Here is a 16,972-nt window from a genome sequence, read left to right as displayed (position 1 = left end):
GCTCTAGTGCTGTAATTGTGCTTTTGCCGCTTCGACTTTTGAAAAATCAAAACCTAATTCTAATACAGCTTCTTTAATTAATGCAGGGTTTTGCATAACCATAGCCATCAATTGTTGTAATTTTTCAGCTGGGATCCCTAATTGACCAATAACGCTCATTGCCATTAATGGATTTTGGGTTAGCGTTTGAAATAATTCGCTAATTTTAGCATCGCTTACATTGTGCTCTTTTAAGATGGCAATAATTGGATTCATTAGATGACCTTATGTTGATGGCTGAAATTTATTTGTTGCTGATTCTAACACACTAAAACTGAGTGAGTTTGAATGTTTAAGTTAAGCTTTGTCGATAAAGTATATGGTTTTAAAATCAATAGATAACTCAATATTAACGTATAAAGTATCATTTTAAAATAAAATGACGCATCACCTTTTAATTACTTGAAGATTGTTTAATTCATTGAATATAAAAGAGTAATGCTGTAAATTTATCCTATTAAATACTTTTTTGCTGGGTAATGTATATGCATTTTAATACTAAAATTAAAGCTGAACGTCCTTTTCAATATAAAGCGTCCTCAGGCCCAATATTAAGGCAGTTTGAAAGTGACCGTGGCCGTATCATTAATTCAGCAGCTATTAGGCGATTACAGCAAAAAACTCAAGTATTTCCGCTAGAGCGAAATGCCGCAGTGCGTAGCCGATTAACTCACTCAATGGAAGTGCAGCAAGTCGGCCGATATATCAGTCAGTTGATTTGTGATGGCTTGTCAAAGTACGACTCCGACACACAAAACTATGGTTTAAAAACCTTAGCACGTGAGCTGGAAACTATCGTAGAAATGTCGTGTTTAATGCACGATGTTGGTAATCCACCATTTGGTCATTTTGGTGAAGCGGCAATGATTGATTGGCTGCAAAACAGTCTTGCGGGCATATATCAGCAATTACACAATAAAATCTTACCCGATGACATTGCCAGAGACTTAATTAGTTTTGAAGGTAATGCTCAGGGAATACGATTAATTCACTCCTTGCTAAAACTGAATCTGACTTATTCACAAGCCTCGGGGATCATGAAGTACACCCGCTGTGGTACTGAGCCCAAACCAGCTAAAAATGGTAATGACCCCCACAGTTATTTAAAGAAAAAGGTCGGTTATTATTTGAGCGAAACTGACTATATCACTGAGTTACAAAAAACCTTAGATATCGCTCCTCATTGCCGCTCACCTTTTGCGTATATTATGGAAGCCGCGGATGATATTTCTTATGGAATAGCTGATTTAGAAGATGCGGTTGAAAAAGGTGTGCTGACGGTAACGCAAATGAAGTTAGCATTAATAGACAAGTTTGCCCAAATATCTACACATCTTAGCGATGTAGACCAAGCTGTAATGCAAGTGATGCTAGATAAAGCCAGTAAAAGTGCCAAGGGCAGTGACAGCATGTTTTTTGTGTTCTTACGAGTAGGGGTGAACGGTCGTTTACCTCAGCACGCCCAGAAACGCTTTATTGATAATATGGAAGCCGTGTTCAATGGCAGCTTTAATTATGCCTTGATTGAAGACAATAGCGCTAATCACATGATTGTTGAAACGTTTAAACGGGTCGCGTTAGAACAAGCTTTTTGTCACCCAGAGGTGGAAGCGCGTGAGTTGCAGGGGTATAGAGTAATCAGTGGCTTAATGGAATGCTATAAGCCATTGCTAACCCTGAGTCGTGAGCAATTTAATGTATTAATGTATGGCGCTCAAACGGCTGAGGATAAGTTGCTGTCAATTCCGATATACCCGGCACGTTTATACAAGAAACTGTCTTCTAAGCATATTGCCGCATACCAAACAGCCATGGCAGAGGGCGCATTAACGACTCAAATTACTGATGAAGATTGCCGTGAGTTTTACTTCCGTATGCGGCTGATTATTGATTATATCAGTGGTATGACAGATCAATTTGCCTATGATGAGTATCGTGCTTTTCATGTGATAGATGATTTTTAATTAATCGACAGCTTGTTGCTGATGTTAATTTTAATTTCAGCCCTTTTGGTTTTTGTATTTATTTATGTGTATCAGTAGTCATTAGGATGACAGCGAGCTTTTGTCTAACTGTAAACGTGCCAGACAATCAACGACAGACAAAGGCTTACTCAGCAAAAAGCCCTGTACTTGGTCACAACCACCTTGTCGTAAAAACTCAAGCTGCTCATAGGTTTCAACCCCTTCAGCCACAACATTTAAGTCTAAGCTGTGTGCAAGAGTAATAATTGCGCTGGTGATGGCCGCATCATCAGGATCTTCACTAATGTCACGTACGAACTCACGGTCAATTTTTAAGGTATCGATAGGAAAGCGCTTGAGGTAACTTAAGCTTGAATATCCTGTACCAAAATCATCAATAGATATCGTTAAACCAATGGCTTTTAGCTGGGTGAGAATATCTACAGAATCTGCTGGGTTACCCATAATCATTGATTCGGTTAATTCTAATTCAAGCGCGCTTGCAGGTAGGCCTGAAACCGCCAAAGCAACTTCAATAGTCGATATTATATCGGCCTTTAATTGTCTGGCAGAAAGATTTACCGCAACAGATATATGCTCAAATCCCTGTTGATGCCATTGTGAAAGCTGACCACAGGCTTGGTTAAGCGCCCAATGACCTATCTCATTAATCATGCCAGTTTCTTCAGCTAGCGGGATAAATTCGGCTGGAGAAATAAATCCAAGCTCTGCGCTATTCCAGCGTAATAGTGCTTCTAATCCGATAATTTTTTCTGTTTTAACATCAAATTTAGGCTGATATACCAAAGACAGCTCATTCAAAGTAATGGCTTGTTTAAGACCTGCTTCTAGCTGCACATGGCGGGTAGCATATTGGTTAAGCTCAGCGGTATAGAACTGGAAATTATTACGCCCTAAAGACTTAGCATGATACATAGCTGTATCGGCATATTTAATTAATGAAGTTGTATCATCAGCATCACTTGGATATAAGCTGATACCAATCGATGATGAAATCGTTAACACTTTATCGTCTAATAAAAACGGGGTTTCAAATGATTGCAGCACTTTCTCTGCAATTCGCGTCGCTGATTCGATTTTTTTAACGCCTTCTAAAATGAGGGTAAATTCATCGCCGCCTAATCGGGCAACGGTATCACCTTCTCTAATTGCATTTTGAAGACGCACTGACACCGCTTTTAGTAATAAATCACCAATATGATGCCCCATAGAATCATTAATATGTTTGAAGCGATCTAAATCAAGAAACAATAACGCGACAATTTGCTGTGAACGATGCGCTTTGGTGATGGCATGATTAAGTCTGTCTTGGAATAAGGTTCGATTAGGCAAGCCAGTCAATGGGTCGAAGTTAGCCAGAACACGTAAATCTTCTTCTGCTTTTTTACGGGCAGTGATATCGGTAAATACCGCAACAAAGTGACTGGTTTCACCTTTATTGTCGATGACCTGATTTATTTCTAGCCAAGCCAAAATACCTTTACGATTACGGGTACGGATTTTAATTTCTCCGGCCCAGTGCTTATGACGTAACAATTGGGCTTCAACGGCAAGATAAAACTCCCTTGATTGTTTGCCCATAGCCAAGAATAAAAAGTGTTTTCCGGCGACTTCTCGGGGTTTAAAGCCGGTAATTCGACTAAATGCCGGATTAACTGATCGAACGCTATAATCTAATTCTCCAACGACAACAGCTTCATTCATACTGAATAGCACTTGTGAAGACAGTTTTAATTCATTTTCAATTTCTTTACGGCTGGTGATATCTTTATGGGTTCCCGCCATACGAAGTGGTCTATTTTTGCTATCACGTTCAACGACTTGTCCACGGTCAAGCAACCAGGTCCACTTACCATTACCTATTTCAACTCGGTATTCGGCCTCGAAAAATTCACTATTACCATCAAGATGTTCTTGCAGTAGACTTTCTACTCTTGCTCGATCTTCAAGGTGAATGCTATGTATCAGTAACTCATCAGAATGATCAAAGCTCATCTGAGGCTCCATGTTAGTGCGGTAGACTTTGTTCTGTGTGATATTCCAGTCCCACATACCATCACCAGAAGCCCATAAGGCAAGCTTCAAACGTTCTTCAGATGCACGAATACTTTGCTCAAATTCTCGTTGTTTTTCGAGTTTATAGTGCCTTGAATACATAAAATATGACAATAGGCTAAAGCTGAGTATGCCATAAAGCATATAAGCAAGTTTGCTCATATAAAGTGGTGGAATTACCGAAATAGGTATGACTAATGATTTCTCATCAAAAGCATTTTGCCCTAAAGCATGACGAACTATGAGTTGATAATCGCCTGGTGGGATGTTGGTGTAGGTTATTTTGCTGCCAGTGGGCAGTTTATGCCATACAGAATCAAAGCCAGTTAAAAAGTAACTGTATTGACTTAAATTACTATAACTAAAGTTGAGCGCGCCAACTTCAAGGCTAATGAGTTGTTTCTCATAGGGCATATTAATTTTAGGTGTGTGACTAAGATCCAAAACCGGATAGCGGGTATCGCCAATAGTGTAGCTAGTGAGTGCTAATTTTATTGGGGGACGTTGCTGTGGTATATCGCTCGGCGTAAAGTAATTTAGTCCATTTATGCCGCCAAACCACATGTCACCATTACTGTCTTTAAAACGAGCCGCGCCATTAAACTCTAAAGCCTGTATCCCTTCGTGAATATTGAATGAAGTAAATTTTTTCGTTGTGGGGTTATAACGTGCAATGCCTGAGTTGGTACCTAGCCATAGGTTTTGGTCATTATCTTCCAGCAAACTGTATGCTGTATTTATAGCTAAGTCGTTTTTCACATCCAAGCGTTCAAATTTAAAAATACCGTAATCTGTTGTTAGTTTGTCTATACCCCCATGGGTTGCTACCCAGAGATCGCCATTTGAGGCGCGAAGAAAGTCTCGAACGCGGTTATCGCTTAAACTATAGGGATTACCGGGTTCGTTGCTAACAAAAACTAATTCTTTTTCTTCTGGATTAAGTCTAACAAGCCCACCTATGGTACCTATCCATAAATAACCATCACTGAAATGTAGCGTTAGCATTTGGTGCTTATAGGGTGAATACTCTTTCTGAAAACCAAAGTTATAGGGCAGCATTTGCTGATTATCTTTAGAGATAAAATACAGCCCTAGCATGCTAGCTAACCAGACTCTATTTTTATCATCAATGGCTAAGCTGCGAAAATTTATATCTGCCTGCAGCGCTGGATTGTGAGGCTTAACTTGCGATAGCGTATCTTGTTTATCTAAGGTAAATACACCTATGCTGGTCGCAAACCATACAGTTTGTTCACTATCTTCAATAATATCGTTAACTTGTATATCGAGTTCAGTGGCAGGAATATTCAACAACACAGAGAATTGATCATTAAGATAGGTATATTTGCCATCCTCCGTTAAATATTTAAGGCCTTTTCCATCTGTTCCAATCCATAAGCGTTGTTTATGATCGCGATAAATTGCCCTGATCATATTAGCTTTACGTGGATTACTGGTACTGCTATCGAATAAGTGGGCAAAATATTGATTATTAAGGTTAATTTTGTCGATACCAGAAAAGCTAGTCCCTAGCCACAAGGTGCCATTAGGATCGAGCATCATGGTGTATAAATTATCTTCACTCAAACTATTTAGTTTATAGGCTTGATTTTTATGATATTGGCTTTGCCATTCTTTGCCGTCAAAATCTAACTGAATAAGCCCTGAGCCATTACCTATCGCCCATACTTGGTTGGCGTCAATAACTATAAAGTCTTTGATATCATTCTTTTTCCCAATAGCATCAGATCGTTGCCAGATAAGTTCTTTTTGATGGGTATCTAAATTATAACGCCATATTTGATTATCAATAGCTAACCAAACGGCAAAAACTGAGCTGGCCTGAATTCGGTTAACCTGCATTTCATTTGGAATGTCTAAACGATTAATTGTATTAGTATCAATGGCATAAGTTCCAACCCTGTCCGTTCCAACGATGACAAACTTATCATCGATATTAGCTAAACTGGTTATTTGTGGTTCTAAGCTATTACCAAGGCCAATAGAAGTGATTTTATAAGTCTTGAGGGACATCATAAACAGGCCAGAACGTGTGCCTATCCAAAGAGTGTCACCAATAACAGCAAGGTGAGACACTTGGCTATCAGCTAAGCCATCTACCTCACTAAATCGAGTAAACTTACCGGTTTTAAGGTCAAGTCTATTTAGGCCGCTATTAAAGGTTGCGACCCAAAGTGCACCATCGGGGGTTTGTATAATATCAGTAATATAATTATCTGAAATTGTTTCGGGATCAGCAGAACGCTTGAGGTATATCTGAAAATCGACACCATTATAACTGTGCAAGCCATCTTGAGTACCAATCCATAACATACCAGCACTGTCCATAAACAACTTGGTAATACTGTTTTGGTTGAGCCCTTGCTGGCTATCAAAGTGCTCAAATTTGATCTCGGAAATATGACTATACTTGCCTTTATGTAACGCAATAGCAGGTGTTGCATACAATGAAGCTGCAAATAGAATGGCTGTAATCAAAAGTGAAAATATGCGTAAAATCAAACGACACCTTAGTTTCTGTGTTTTTTTATTATAAAATGACAGCTTAATTTCTGTGTTTATTATTATGAAATGACAGCCTAAATCAATACTACCTTGTAAGGTGGGAAATTCAATTGTTAATCAATTATTAATAGATATATTTTCTCGTTAACTATTTGCTATTGATTATAGCTAGTTTTACAGATGATGCTTGATCGTTATTGTTTGTTGCTTGTTATAGATTTATCAGCATATTGCTTAAGGATGCCATCGATTTGATTATCTTTCTCTAACCACAAATCATTCAACCAACGCTGAAATTCAGCTCTATATTCCGCCTGAGAAAAATAAACTTCAGGGTCAACCTTAGGAACGGGGAGTATTTCAACTCTCATAACAACTTTTTTAACACGACCATTCATCACGCCATAAAGTATATCTTCATCAGCCTTTGCGTCTGGATACACTAAAGTAATATTAAGAAGGCTAGTAAATTGTTCACCCATTGCCGAAAGCGTAAAAGCAATACCACCCGCTTTTGCGCGCAGTAAATGTTGGTAAGGTGATTGTTGGCGTTGATGTTTTTCTACCGTGAAGCGACTACCTTCAACGTAGTTAATAATAGAGGTTGGTAAATGTTTAAATCGAGCGCAAGCCTTGCGAGTCGTTGCTAAGTCTTTACCTTTTAACTTAGGATTTTTACGTAACTTTGCAGGGCTAGTTCTATGCATAAATGGCATATCCAGCGCCCAACAGCCCAATCCCATAATGGGTACATACATCAATTCTTGTTTGAGAAAAAACTTTAGCATTGGAATATGGTTACGCAGTAAATAGGTTTGCGCAGCAATATCAAAACCGCTTAAGTGATTACTTATCAGTAAATACCAGCTATTTTTATCAAGATTCTCAAGCCCTTCAACGTCCCATTCAATATTAGAAATTAGTGCTAAAATGCCGCCATTGCAGACTGCCCAGCACCACATAAAGCGATTCATTAAGTGAGATAAACCTAAGCGAATCGTTTTGACTGGCAATAGTAATTTAACAATGCCGCCAATGCTGAGTAATGAGCTCCAAACAATAGTATTGATAATCAATAAAGTCAGACTTATTGCGTATAAAATTGGGCCAGGTAAAAACGATAACATTGATATTTATGCCTTTTTCGTGCACTTATTGCTAATTGCCGCGCTATGACTTGGGGCTGTGCAGTGCTGATGATACTGTTGTAATTTTTGATCTTTCTCAGACCAAAATTGGTTTAGCTGCTCTTGAAAATCAATTTTAAATTGACGGTCGTTAATATAATCACCGCGCATATTCTGTGGAATATCGCTAATTTCAATATTGACTTTAATGTGCTTGGTTTGCCCACAGATATACCCCCAAAATGAAGGCACCTGTTCAGGATAATAAATAGTTACATTGACTAACTTATTAATGTGCTGACCCATAGCTGAAAGTGCGAAGGCCATTCCACCTGCTTTAGGTTTTAATAGGTGTTGAAAAGACGATGCCTGTAGTTGATGTTTTACGTTATTAAAGCGAGTACCTTCTACAAAATTCATTACACTGACAGGCTTAGTTTTAAATTTTTCGCAGGCTTTGCGGGTAATTTCGATGTCTTTACCTTTAAGCTTAGGGTTTTTCTTGAGTTGTGCATGACTAAAACGGCGCATAAAAGGAAAGTCTAATGCCCACCAAACAAGACCTAACACAGGCACATAAAGTAGCTCTTGTTTGAGAAAAAATTTAAGAAAAGGAATTTTGCCATTTAATATACGTTGCAGTACTAAGATATCGACCCAGGACTGATGGTTTGCAATTACCATATACCATTGTTTTTGATCAAAATCAGTATCACCAGTGACTTCAAAAGTGACCGGGTGAAGGATTCTTTCAGTGAGAGTATTGCAGTAAATCCATGCAGAAGCACAATGATCGGCGATATAACTGCAAATCTTGTCGATTATTTTTAAAGGGATTAGTTTGATTAAGCCAAAAACCAAAATGGGGATAGCCCAAAATAGTGTATTTATGCAGTAGCATATAAATGCTAACGATCCTTTAATTTTTGAAAACAACGACATCTAACTCTCCTGTAAATGGAGGTCTATATTACTCGTTGTATAGGTTTAGCTCAATCAGTAGCGATTTTATTTTAATATTGTCTACTTAAACTGGCTAGTAGGCGGTCCATTGCGCGGTACCCCAAGGCCTGAGCTATGTGACTTCGCTCTGTCTTTTGACTATTTTGTAGATCAGCAATGGTACGAGCTACGCGCTGAATTCGGTGAAAGCTACGCACCGATAACCCGAGTTTAACTACACTTTGTTCTAAAAAAACCAGATCTTGATGGCAAATGCCGCTGTGCTGGTTAAGCAGTTTAGGGCTCAATTCGCTATTTAACACCCCGTTGCGACTCAGTTGTAAATCTCGAGCATGTTTGACTCGCAGTGCAATGCTAGCGCTGGTTTCTGATGCGCTATTGGTTTGGGTTAACGTACCAGAGGGTAATTTAGGCACATCAATAGTTAAATCAAATCGGTCTAAAAAAGGCCCTGATAAACGTGATAAATAACGCTGAATTTGATCTGGTGTCGCACGGGCGTGTTCGGTATCACCGCATGGACTAGGATTCATTGCAGCAATTAGCTGAAATCGGCTTGAAAAAGTCAGCTTGGCTGCGGCGCGTGAGATCACCACCTCACCACTTTCCATGGGCTCCCTTAGGCAATCTAATACTTTACGGGGAAACTCGGCTATTTCATCTAAAAAGAGAATGCCGCGATGGGCTAATGAAATCTCCCCAGGTTTTGGGTGGCTACCGCCGCCGACTAATGAAATCGAGGAGCAAGTATGATGTGGCGCGCGAAAGGGGCGGTTCAAGAAGTTAGCCGGTTTAATACTGAGCGCCGCCACTGAATGAATCGCCGCGACTTCTATTGCTTCTTCATAAGTCAGTTTCGGCATCAACGGAATAATTCGATTGGCCAACATCGACTTGCCAGTGCCTGGTGGCCCGAGCATTAGCATGTTATGCCCGCCAGCAGCGGCAATTTCTAATGCTTGTTTTGCTTGGTGCTGGCCAATCACTTCGCTCATACATAAATGGCTTTCATCAGTGGGGGCGTCATCTATCCATTGGGGTAAGTTATCTAACTTAGGCAATTGTGATTGCCCGTGAAGAAAAGCCGCTAAGTGCTGTAAATGGGCAACAAAAAAGCAGTGTTCATAGCCTACAAGTTCTGCTTCATAACGATTTTCTAGTGGCATAAATAAATGATGATATTGATTTTTTGCAGCGATAATGGCGGGCAAAATACCACTACAGGATCTAACATGCCCCGATAGTGCAAGCTCACCAATAAATTCATATTGGGCGATATTCTTAATTGGGATTTGCCCTGATGCAGCTAAAATGCCAATAGCGATAGGTAAATCGTAGCGACCACCCTGTTTAGGTAAGTCTGCAGGGGCAAGATTGACGGTAATTCGGCGTTGTGGCACTTCAAAGCCTGCATTTATCAAGGCGCTGCGGACTCGCTCTTTTGCTTCTTTTACTGAGGTTTCTGGCAAGCCGACTAAATTAAAGGCCGGCAGGCCATTACTTAAATGGACTTCAACGGTCACTATGGGGGCATCAACGCCACAACTGGCGCGAGTGTTAATACAGGCAATTGCCATAAACAGATCCTTTGCTGTGGATAATCCTGATTCCATGGATTAATCAATAAAAATATAGGCAGTTCGATCAATATTCAGTAAGTGTAGACTATTTTATAAATAATACTTCGAGTACCATACGGCGATTTTTAACAGCACAAAGATGCTCAATTCAACTAAAGTAGATTAATGCCGTTTTCAAGTTAGCTGTAACTGCCAAAGTTGTTGCTATTTGATCCCCTTATAATGGTCATGATGTTTATCGTGCTCCTAGCGATTTAACCAGCCTATAAACAAAAATTAGGCAGAGGTAGTAATGAGTTTTGTTGACAACTTTTTAATTATGATGGGCTTAATTGCGATTAGCTGTTTCTTTTCTATGTCAGAAATAGCCCTAGCAGCCGGACGTAAAATCCGCTTGCAAGCCCTTGCTGAAGAAGGGGATGTTCGTGCAGTTAAAGTGCTTAATTTACAAGCGCATCCGGGCAGTTTTTTTACGGTTGTGCAAATAGGGCTTAATGCCGTCGCCATTATGGGTGGTATTGTGGGTGAAGGTGCATTTAGGCCATATTTTGAAGGTCTATTATCGTCATGGGTTGACCCTGCTTGGGTCAGTCAAAGCAGTTTTGTATTATCATTTATTTGTGTGACTTCACTGTTTATCTTATTTGCTGATTTAATGCCAAAACGTATTGCCATGGTGATGCCTGAAAAAGTGGCGGTGACCCTAGTCGCGCCTATGATAGTGTGTATTACGCTGCTAAAACCCTTTGTTTGGCTTTTTAATGGTTTGGCGAATGGCTTATTTAAGTTATTACAAATTCCTATGATACGGAATGACCAAATTACCCATGATGATATTTACGCGATCATGAGTGCTGGCACTGAAGCGGGTGTTCTGGACAAAGGCGAGCAGCAAATGATGGAGAATGTATTTGAAATGCAGTCCGTCCCTGTTACCTCAGCAATGACAGCACGTGAAAGTTTAGTGTTTTTTTTACAGCAAGATTCTGAAGATACTATAAAGCGTAAAATTGCAGATCAACCCCACAGCAAGTTTTTGGTGTGTAATGGCCAACTAGATACTATTTTGGGTTATGTCGATGCTAAAGAGATTTTGCTGAGGGTAATTAACGGCCAAAGTATTAACCTAAAAGACAGCTCCTTGGTGCATAGCTGTCTGATTATTCCCGATACACTGACCTTGTCAGAGTCGATGGAGTACTTTAAAAATAATCGCACCGGATTTGCGGTAGTGATGAATGAATACGCTTTAGTTGTCGGTATCGTGACCACCAATGATTTACAAAGTGCAGTGATGGGTGCTTGGTCGTTACACGAAAGTGAAGAGCAAATTGTCAGTCGTGATGACAGCTCATGGTTAGTGGATGGCGTGACACCGATAACCGATGTGATGCGAGCATTTAATATCGAGTCATTTCCCCACAGTCAGAACTATGAAACCATCGCGGGTTTTATTATGTATATGCTACGTAAAATCCCCAAACGAACCGACTTCGTTAATTATGGCGGCTATAAATTTGAAGTGGTCGACATTGATTCATACAAAGTCGACCAGTTATTAGTGACGAAAATAGACTTACTTTAAATGACCTGTAAAAACGCATTGATGATCGGATCGTCAGTGCGTTTGTCTTTGCAACAACAGCCTAGCTCAAACCCTGGAATTTCAACCGGTGAAGCCACCATTTGAATCCGTCCTCGCACTGGGCTATTTTGAATCACTACATCAGGGCTAATGCCAACCCCGCATCCTAGCGCCACCATTGAAGCAATAGCCTCTTGTCCAGCAACTTGAGCGTATATATTCGGCTTGAAACCCATTTGCTTAAACCAATTATCAACACGACGGCGTCCAGGGCCATGATCCGGCACAATAAACGGCAACTTGTCCCATTCAATATTGGCTTGCGACACCATTTGTTGAACCTGGCAGGGCATAGTGGGCGCGATAATAGATAAAGGTACATAATCAATTTTACTGAAATGAATACTGGGTGCAAGGGCATCTGGCAGCGCAAGTATGGCAATGTCAGCCCTATTTTGTTGCACTTCGTTTATGGCATTAGCAGGGTCGCCAGTGGTTAAGTTGATTTCTACATGCGGATGTTCACGCCTAAATCGGTCTAATAGTGACGGTAAGTGACTGTAAGCTGCGGTAACCGAGCAGAAAATATTTAACCGGCCACGTAACACATTTTGTTGTGGATCAATGCGCTGTTTCAACTGTGTCCATTCAGATAACGTTTGTTCAGCAAAATGCTTAAACTCAACTCCGGCATGGGTTAGGCTGACACTGCGATTATCTCGCTCAAGCAATTTACAACCTACTTCCTCTTCTAATCTTTGCATGGCTCGGCTGAGTGTTGATGGACTGACGTGGGTTTGCTCGGCCGTTTTGGCAAAGTGCAAACTATCGCATAAATGTAGGTAAAGCTTGAGTGAACGAATATCCATAACACCCCAGATATTAGGTTAAGTGTGCGCTGTTTGATATAGCAAACTATATCATTTCATTTAATGCAATTACAAATGCCAAATATATCATTTTAAGCAATAACATGCTTGCGCTATAGTGAGCTTAATCACAACTTCCGATGATGTAAATTATCTGAATGTTGCGTCTCAAATTTCTGAATTTTATAGGTGGTATCAGATGGCTAACTATTTTAACTCTCTGAATTTACGTCAACAATTATCTCAATTAGCACAATGTCGTTTTATGGACCGCAGCGAATTCTTAGACGGCTGCAATTATATTAAAGATTGGAACATTGTTATTTTAGGTTGTGGTGCTCAGGGGCTTAACCAGGGCTTAAACATGCGTGACTCTGGCTTGAATATTTCATTTGCCTTGCGTCCTCAAGCCATTGCTGAAAAGCGTGCCTCTTGGAAAAAAGCTACCGACAACGGTTTTACCGTTGGTACCTTTGAAGAGCTTATTCCAGCTGCAGATTTAGTATTAAACCTGACACCTGACAAACAGCACACTGATGTTGTTAATGCGGTTATGCCATTAATGAAGCAAGGAGCAACATTATCTTATTCTCACGGTTTTAATATCGTTGAAGAAGGCATGCAAGTGCGGTCAGACATCACTGTTGTCATGGTTGCACCTAAATGTCCAGGTACTGAAGTGCGTGAAGAATATAAGCGCGGCTTTGGTGTACCAACATTGATTGCGGTTCACCCTGAAAACGATCCTAATGGTGATGGCTTAGACATTGCTAAAGCCTATGCAAGTGCTACTGGTGGCGATCGTGCTGGTGTACTACTGTCATCGTTTATTGCCGAAGTTAAGTCAGATTTAATGGGTGAGCAAACCATTTTATGTGGCATGTTACAAACCGGTGCCATTTTAGGTTACGAGAAAATGGTTGCCGACGGTGTTGAGCCAGGTTATGCCAGTAAACTTATCCAGCAAGGTTGGGAAACCGTTACCGAAGCGCTTAAGCACGGCGGCATCACTAACATGATGGATCGTTTATCCAACCCAGCTAAAATTAAAGCCTTTGATATGGCAGAAGAATTAAAAGAAATTCTTGCGCCATTATTTGCTAAGCATATGGATGACATCATTAGTGGTGAATTTTCTCGCACCATGATGGCTGATTGGGCTAATGATGATGCCAACTTGCTTAAGTGGCGTGCAGAAACGAACGAAACCGCCTTTGAAAACTCACCGGTTTCAAGTGAGCACATCGACGAGCAAACGTACTTTGATAAGGGTATCTTTTTAGTTGCGATGATCAAAGCCGGTGTTGAGCTAGCATTCGATACTATGGTTGCTTCAGGTATTGTCGAAGAGTCAGCTTATTATGAGTCGCTACATGAAACGCCGTTAATTGCTAACACTATTGCACGCAAGCGATTGTATGAAATGAACATTGTTATTTCAGATACCGCTGAATATGGTTGTTACTTATTTAACCATGCCGCAGTGCCGTTATTACGTGATTACGTTAATGCCATGTCACCAGAGTTTTTAGGTAGTGGTTTAAAGTCAACTTCTACAGGTGTAGATAACCTTCGTTTAATTGAAGTGAATGACGCTATTCGCAACACTGATGTTGAGTTTGTAGGTGCAGAACTTCGCGGTTATATGACTGATATGAAAAGTATTGTAGAAGCTAGCTAACTACTAGTGGCTTAATCATTAAGCCGTTAACTCGTTAGAGTTATAGTCTAGGTTTATGAAATTAGATTTGTAAAAAAGTACTGATGAAGTACCTGTTCAGTTTAGATTATTTAATTAATCATAAGTTGTCGGACAGGCATCATTAGAGTGAGTAACTAAGGTGACCACTCTAGCAAATTTTTATTTGAGTAATCTAAATTGGGTTACTGCCAAATTTTTAGTTTGTTGTTTGCATTGTCTCGGCAGGGAAGCTGAATTTTTTTTACAATACCGATTTTTACTTGTGTTGGATGAAGTTTGTATGGTATCACTTATCACACAGTTGATATTCAACACTCAAATTAGGAACTCAGTCTTTATATGTTTAACCAAGTAGCCCTACTCATTATTTCGATTATTACCGTAGTGATTATTAAATCACAGCGGGGGCTGCATTTGGCAAAAAGACTGACCTAGAGGTCACAAAATTCCAAAAACCCCCGCTCCGAAAGGACCGGGGGTTTTTTGTTTTAAGGCGTTTGAACATTCACTGAACATACACATTGTCATCAAGTAGCGTTAATAAGTAGAGAGTACATTATGGAAGTAGGGCAAAAAATGAGAGGCGCAGACGCCGTAATCAAAGTACTAGCCGCACATGGTGTAACCACAGTGTTTGGTTACCCAGGTGGGGCTATTATGCCGATTTATGATGCCCTTTATGGTAGCCCTGTTGAGCATCTGTTAAGTCGCCATGAACAAGGTGCTGCTTTTGCCGCAGTCGGGTACGCCAGAGCCAGTGGCAAAACCGGTGTATGCTTTGCAACATCAGGACCGGGAGCGACCAATTTAATCACCTCACTTGCTGATGCATTACTTGATTCCGTGCCGTTAGTTGCCATTACAGGCCAGGTGTCGACCAGTGTAATTGGTACTGACGCCTTCCAAGAAATTGATGTGCTGGGCATGTCACTGTCTTGTACCAAGCACAGTTTTATGGTCACAGACATCAACGAGCTCATTCCGACTTTATATCGCGCTTTTGAAATTGCCGCCTCTGGAAGACCTGGACCTGTGTTGGTCGATATCCCTAAAGATATCCAAATAGCCGAACTTGAATACAAAACACCACTGCAATCGGTGGAAGTTGAATTGCAAGCCGAACAGGCTGATTTGGACGCCGCAGCTGAATTAATCAAAGCCGCCAAAAAACCCATGTTATACGTCGGTGGTGGCGTGGGTATGGCTGGTGCTGTTGGACACTTACGTCAGTTTATAGCTCAAACAAAAATACCGTCTGTAGCCACTTTAAAAGGGCTTGGCAGTATTGCCCATGATGCACCGGGTTATCTTGGTATGTTAGGGATGCACGGCGGCAAAGCGGCTAATTTAGCGGTACAAGAATGTGATTTATTAATCGTAGTCGGGGCACGTTTTGATGACCGTGTAACTGGCCGTTTAGCCAGTTTTGCCAGTAATGCCAAAGTGCTTCATTTAGATATCGATGCCGCCGAGCTGGGCAAGTTACGCCAACCCGATGTGGCTATAGCGGCTGAACTGCGTGTTGTATTGCCAGCTTTAGCAGAAGCAGTCGTTGATGCGGTGCATATTCAGCCGTGGTTACAAGATATTGCCGACATGTCACGTCAATATAAATGGGATTATAACCACCCAGGTGAACTGATTTTTGCCCCTTCTATGTTACGCCGCTTAGCCAATAAGCTACCCGAAGATAGCGTGGTTTGTTGTGATGTGGGTCAGCACCAAATGTGGGTGGCTCAACATATGTGGTTTAGACGCCCAGAAGACCACTTGTCTAGCGCAGGCCTTGGCACTATGGGATTTGGATTGCCAGCTGCCATTGGCGCACAAGTAGCCAGACCTAATGCAACTGTGGTCACAGTATCGGGCGATGGCTCGTTCATGATGAACGTGCAAGAGTTAACCACCATCAAGCGCCGTAAGTTACCGGTTAAGATTTTACTGGTTGATAACCAAAAATTAGGCATGGTGAAGCAATGGCAGCAGCTATTTTTTGAAGAACGCTACAGCGAAACAGATTTATCAGACAACCCTAACTTTGTGTTAATGGCATCGGCATTTGATATCCCAGGGCGTACCATTACCCGCGCAGATCAGGTCGAAGAAGCCCTAGATGAAATGATTAATACCCCAGGTCCATTTATGTTGCATGTGTCGATTGATGACGCTTTCAACGTTTGGCCATTAGTGCCTCCAGGGGCCAGTAACAGTGAAATGATGGATCAAATGGAGAAGCAAACATGATGCTACATAATCTAGAGATAACCGTAAAACAATGTCCTGAAGTACTAGAGCGTGTTCTGCGTGTTACACGTCACCGTGGCTTCAAAGTGACTGAAATGAAAATGCACACTAAGGATGATAGCAACCTAGCGATTAATTTATGGGTTGAAGCCGAGCGTGCAATTGAATTATTAAGCAACCAATTAGACAAGCTGATTGATGTGACACAGTGTAAAGTGTTACCCGTTGCCGCCCAATTAGATAAAACAGTAAACGCTTAATATTTTTAGCTTTCACCAGCAAAGATTAATCGATTTT

General features: G+C 40.8%; 11 protein-coding genes. 5 read left to right on the top strand and 6 right to left on the bottom strand.

Translation table 11 applies throughout. The features are described from left to right. Positions 1-3 precede the first annotated feature (3 nt). Positions 4-255, bottom strand: a complete 252-nt coding sequence (locus ACRWQM_RS16265; protein ID WP_226411599.1) for a DUF2999 family protein — start codon at positions 253-255, stop codon at positions 4-6. A gap of 263 nt (positions 256-518) precedes the next feature. On the opposite strand from ACRWQM_RS16265, the gene dgt reads away from it, so the two are divergent. Further along, a complete protein-coding gene (gene dgt, locus ACRWQM_RS16260) occupies positions 519-2,003 on the top strand; it encodes a dGTPase (RefSeq protein ID WP_434928009.1) in 1,485 nt (494 codons plus the stop codon). A gap of 81 nt (positions 2,004-2,084) precedes the next feature. Here dgt and ACRWQM_RS16255 read toward each other — a convergent pair whose 3' ends face one another. From ACRWQM_RS16255 to ACRWQM_RS16240, 4 genes are all read right to left on the bottom strand, one after another. Continuing rightward, positions 2,085-6,602, bottom strand: coding sequence for an EAL domain-containing protein (locus ACRWQM_RS16255; protein WP_434930639.1), 4,518 nt, complete (start codon positions 6,600-6,602; stop codon positions 2,085-2,087). Between the two features lie 197 nt (positions 6,603-6,799). Further along, complete coding sequence (locus ACRWQM_RS16250; RefSeq protein WP_434930638.1) at positions 6,800-7,732, bottom strand: acyltransferase; 933 nt, start codon at positions 7,730-7,732, stop codon at positions 6,800-6,802. Positions 7,733-7,738: 6 nt separating this feature from the next. After that, complete coding sequence (locus ACRWQM_RS16245) at positions 7,739-8,674, bottom strand: acyltransferase (protein ID WP_434930637.1); 936 nt, start codon at positions 8,672-8,674, stop codon at positions 7,739-7,741. Between the two features lie 71 nt (positions 8,675-8,745). Further along, positions 8,746-10,272 carry a YifB family Mg chelatase-like AAA ATPase gene (locus ACRWQM_RS16240; RefSeq protein ID WP_434930636.1) on the bottom strand — a complete coding sequence of 509 codons (1,527 nt, stop codon included), beginning with the start codon at positions 10,270-10,272 and terminating at the stop codon, positions 8,746-8,748. A 295-nt stretch (positions 10,273-10,567) separates the two neighbouring features. Between ACRWQM_RS16240 and ACRWQM_RS16235 the strand changes: the two genes are divergently transcribed. Next, on the top strand, positions 10,568-11,860 hold the full coding sequence (locus ACRWQM_RS16235) for a hemolysin family protein (protein WP_434930635.1): 1,293 nt from the start codon (positions 10,568-10,570) through the stop codon (positions 11,858-11,860). Here the strand turns inward: ACRWQM_RS16235 and ilvY are convergent. Beyond that, entirely contained in the window at positions 11,857-12,729 is an 873-nt protein-coding gene (gene ilvY / locus ACRWQM_RS16230) for an HTH-type transcriptional activator IlvY (RefSeq protein ID WP_434930634.1), read from the bottom strand. The two genes, ACRWQM_RS16235 and ilvY, sit on opposite strands and share 4 nt — an antisense overlap. 199 nt (positions 12,730-12,928) lie before the next feature. On the opposite strand from ilvY, the gene ilvC reads away from it, so the two are divergent. The 3 genes from ilvC (at position 12,929) to ilvM (ending at position 16,935) form a co-directional block, all read left to right on the top strand. Further along, positions 12,929-14,410, top strand: a complete 1,482-nt coding sequence (gene ilvC / locus ACRWQM_RS16225) for a ketol-acid reductoisomerase (protein ID WP_434930633.1) — start codon at positions 12,929-12,931, stop codon at positions 14,408-14,410. A gap of 579 nt (positions 14,411-14,989) precedes the next feature. Further along, the gene (gene ilvG / locus ACRWQM_RS16220; protein ID WP_434930632.1) at positions 14,990-16,675 is read left to right on the top strand and encodes an acetolactate synthase 2 catalytic subunit; all 1,686 of its coding nucleotides are present in this window, start codon (positions 14,990-14,992) and stop codon (positions 16,673-16,675) included. Then, positions 16,675-16,935 (top strand): acetolactate synthase 2 small subunit, encoded by a 261-nt coding sequence (ilvM, locus tag ACRWQM_RS16215; RefSeq protein WP_434928924.1) that lies wholly within the window; start codon positions 16,675-16,677, stop codon positions 16,933-16,935. Before ilvG ends, ilvM begins: the two co-directional genes overlap by 1 nt. Positions 16,936-16,972: the final 37 nt, after the last annotated feature.

This window comes from Shewanella sp. HL-SH5, from assembly GCF_051163755.1.
Taxonomy (GTDB): Bacteria; Pseudomonadota; Gammaproteobacteria; order Enterobacterales; family Shewanellaceae; genus Shewanella; species Shewanella glacialimarina.
Note: the sequence above shows the minus strand (reverse complement) of the source record. Positions and strands in the feature narration are given on the sequence as shown.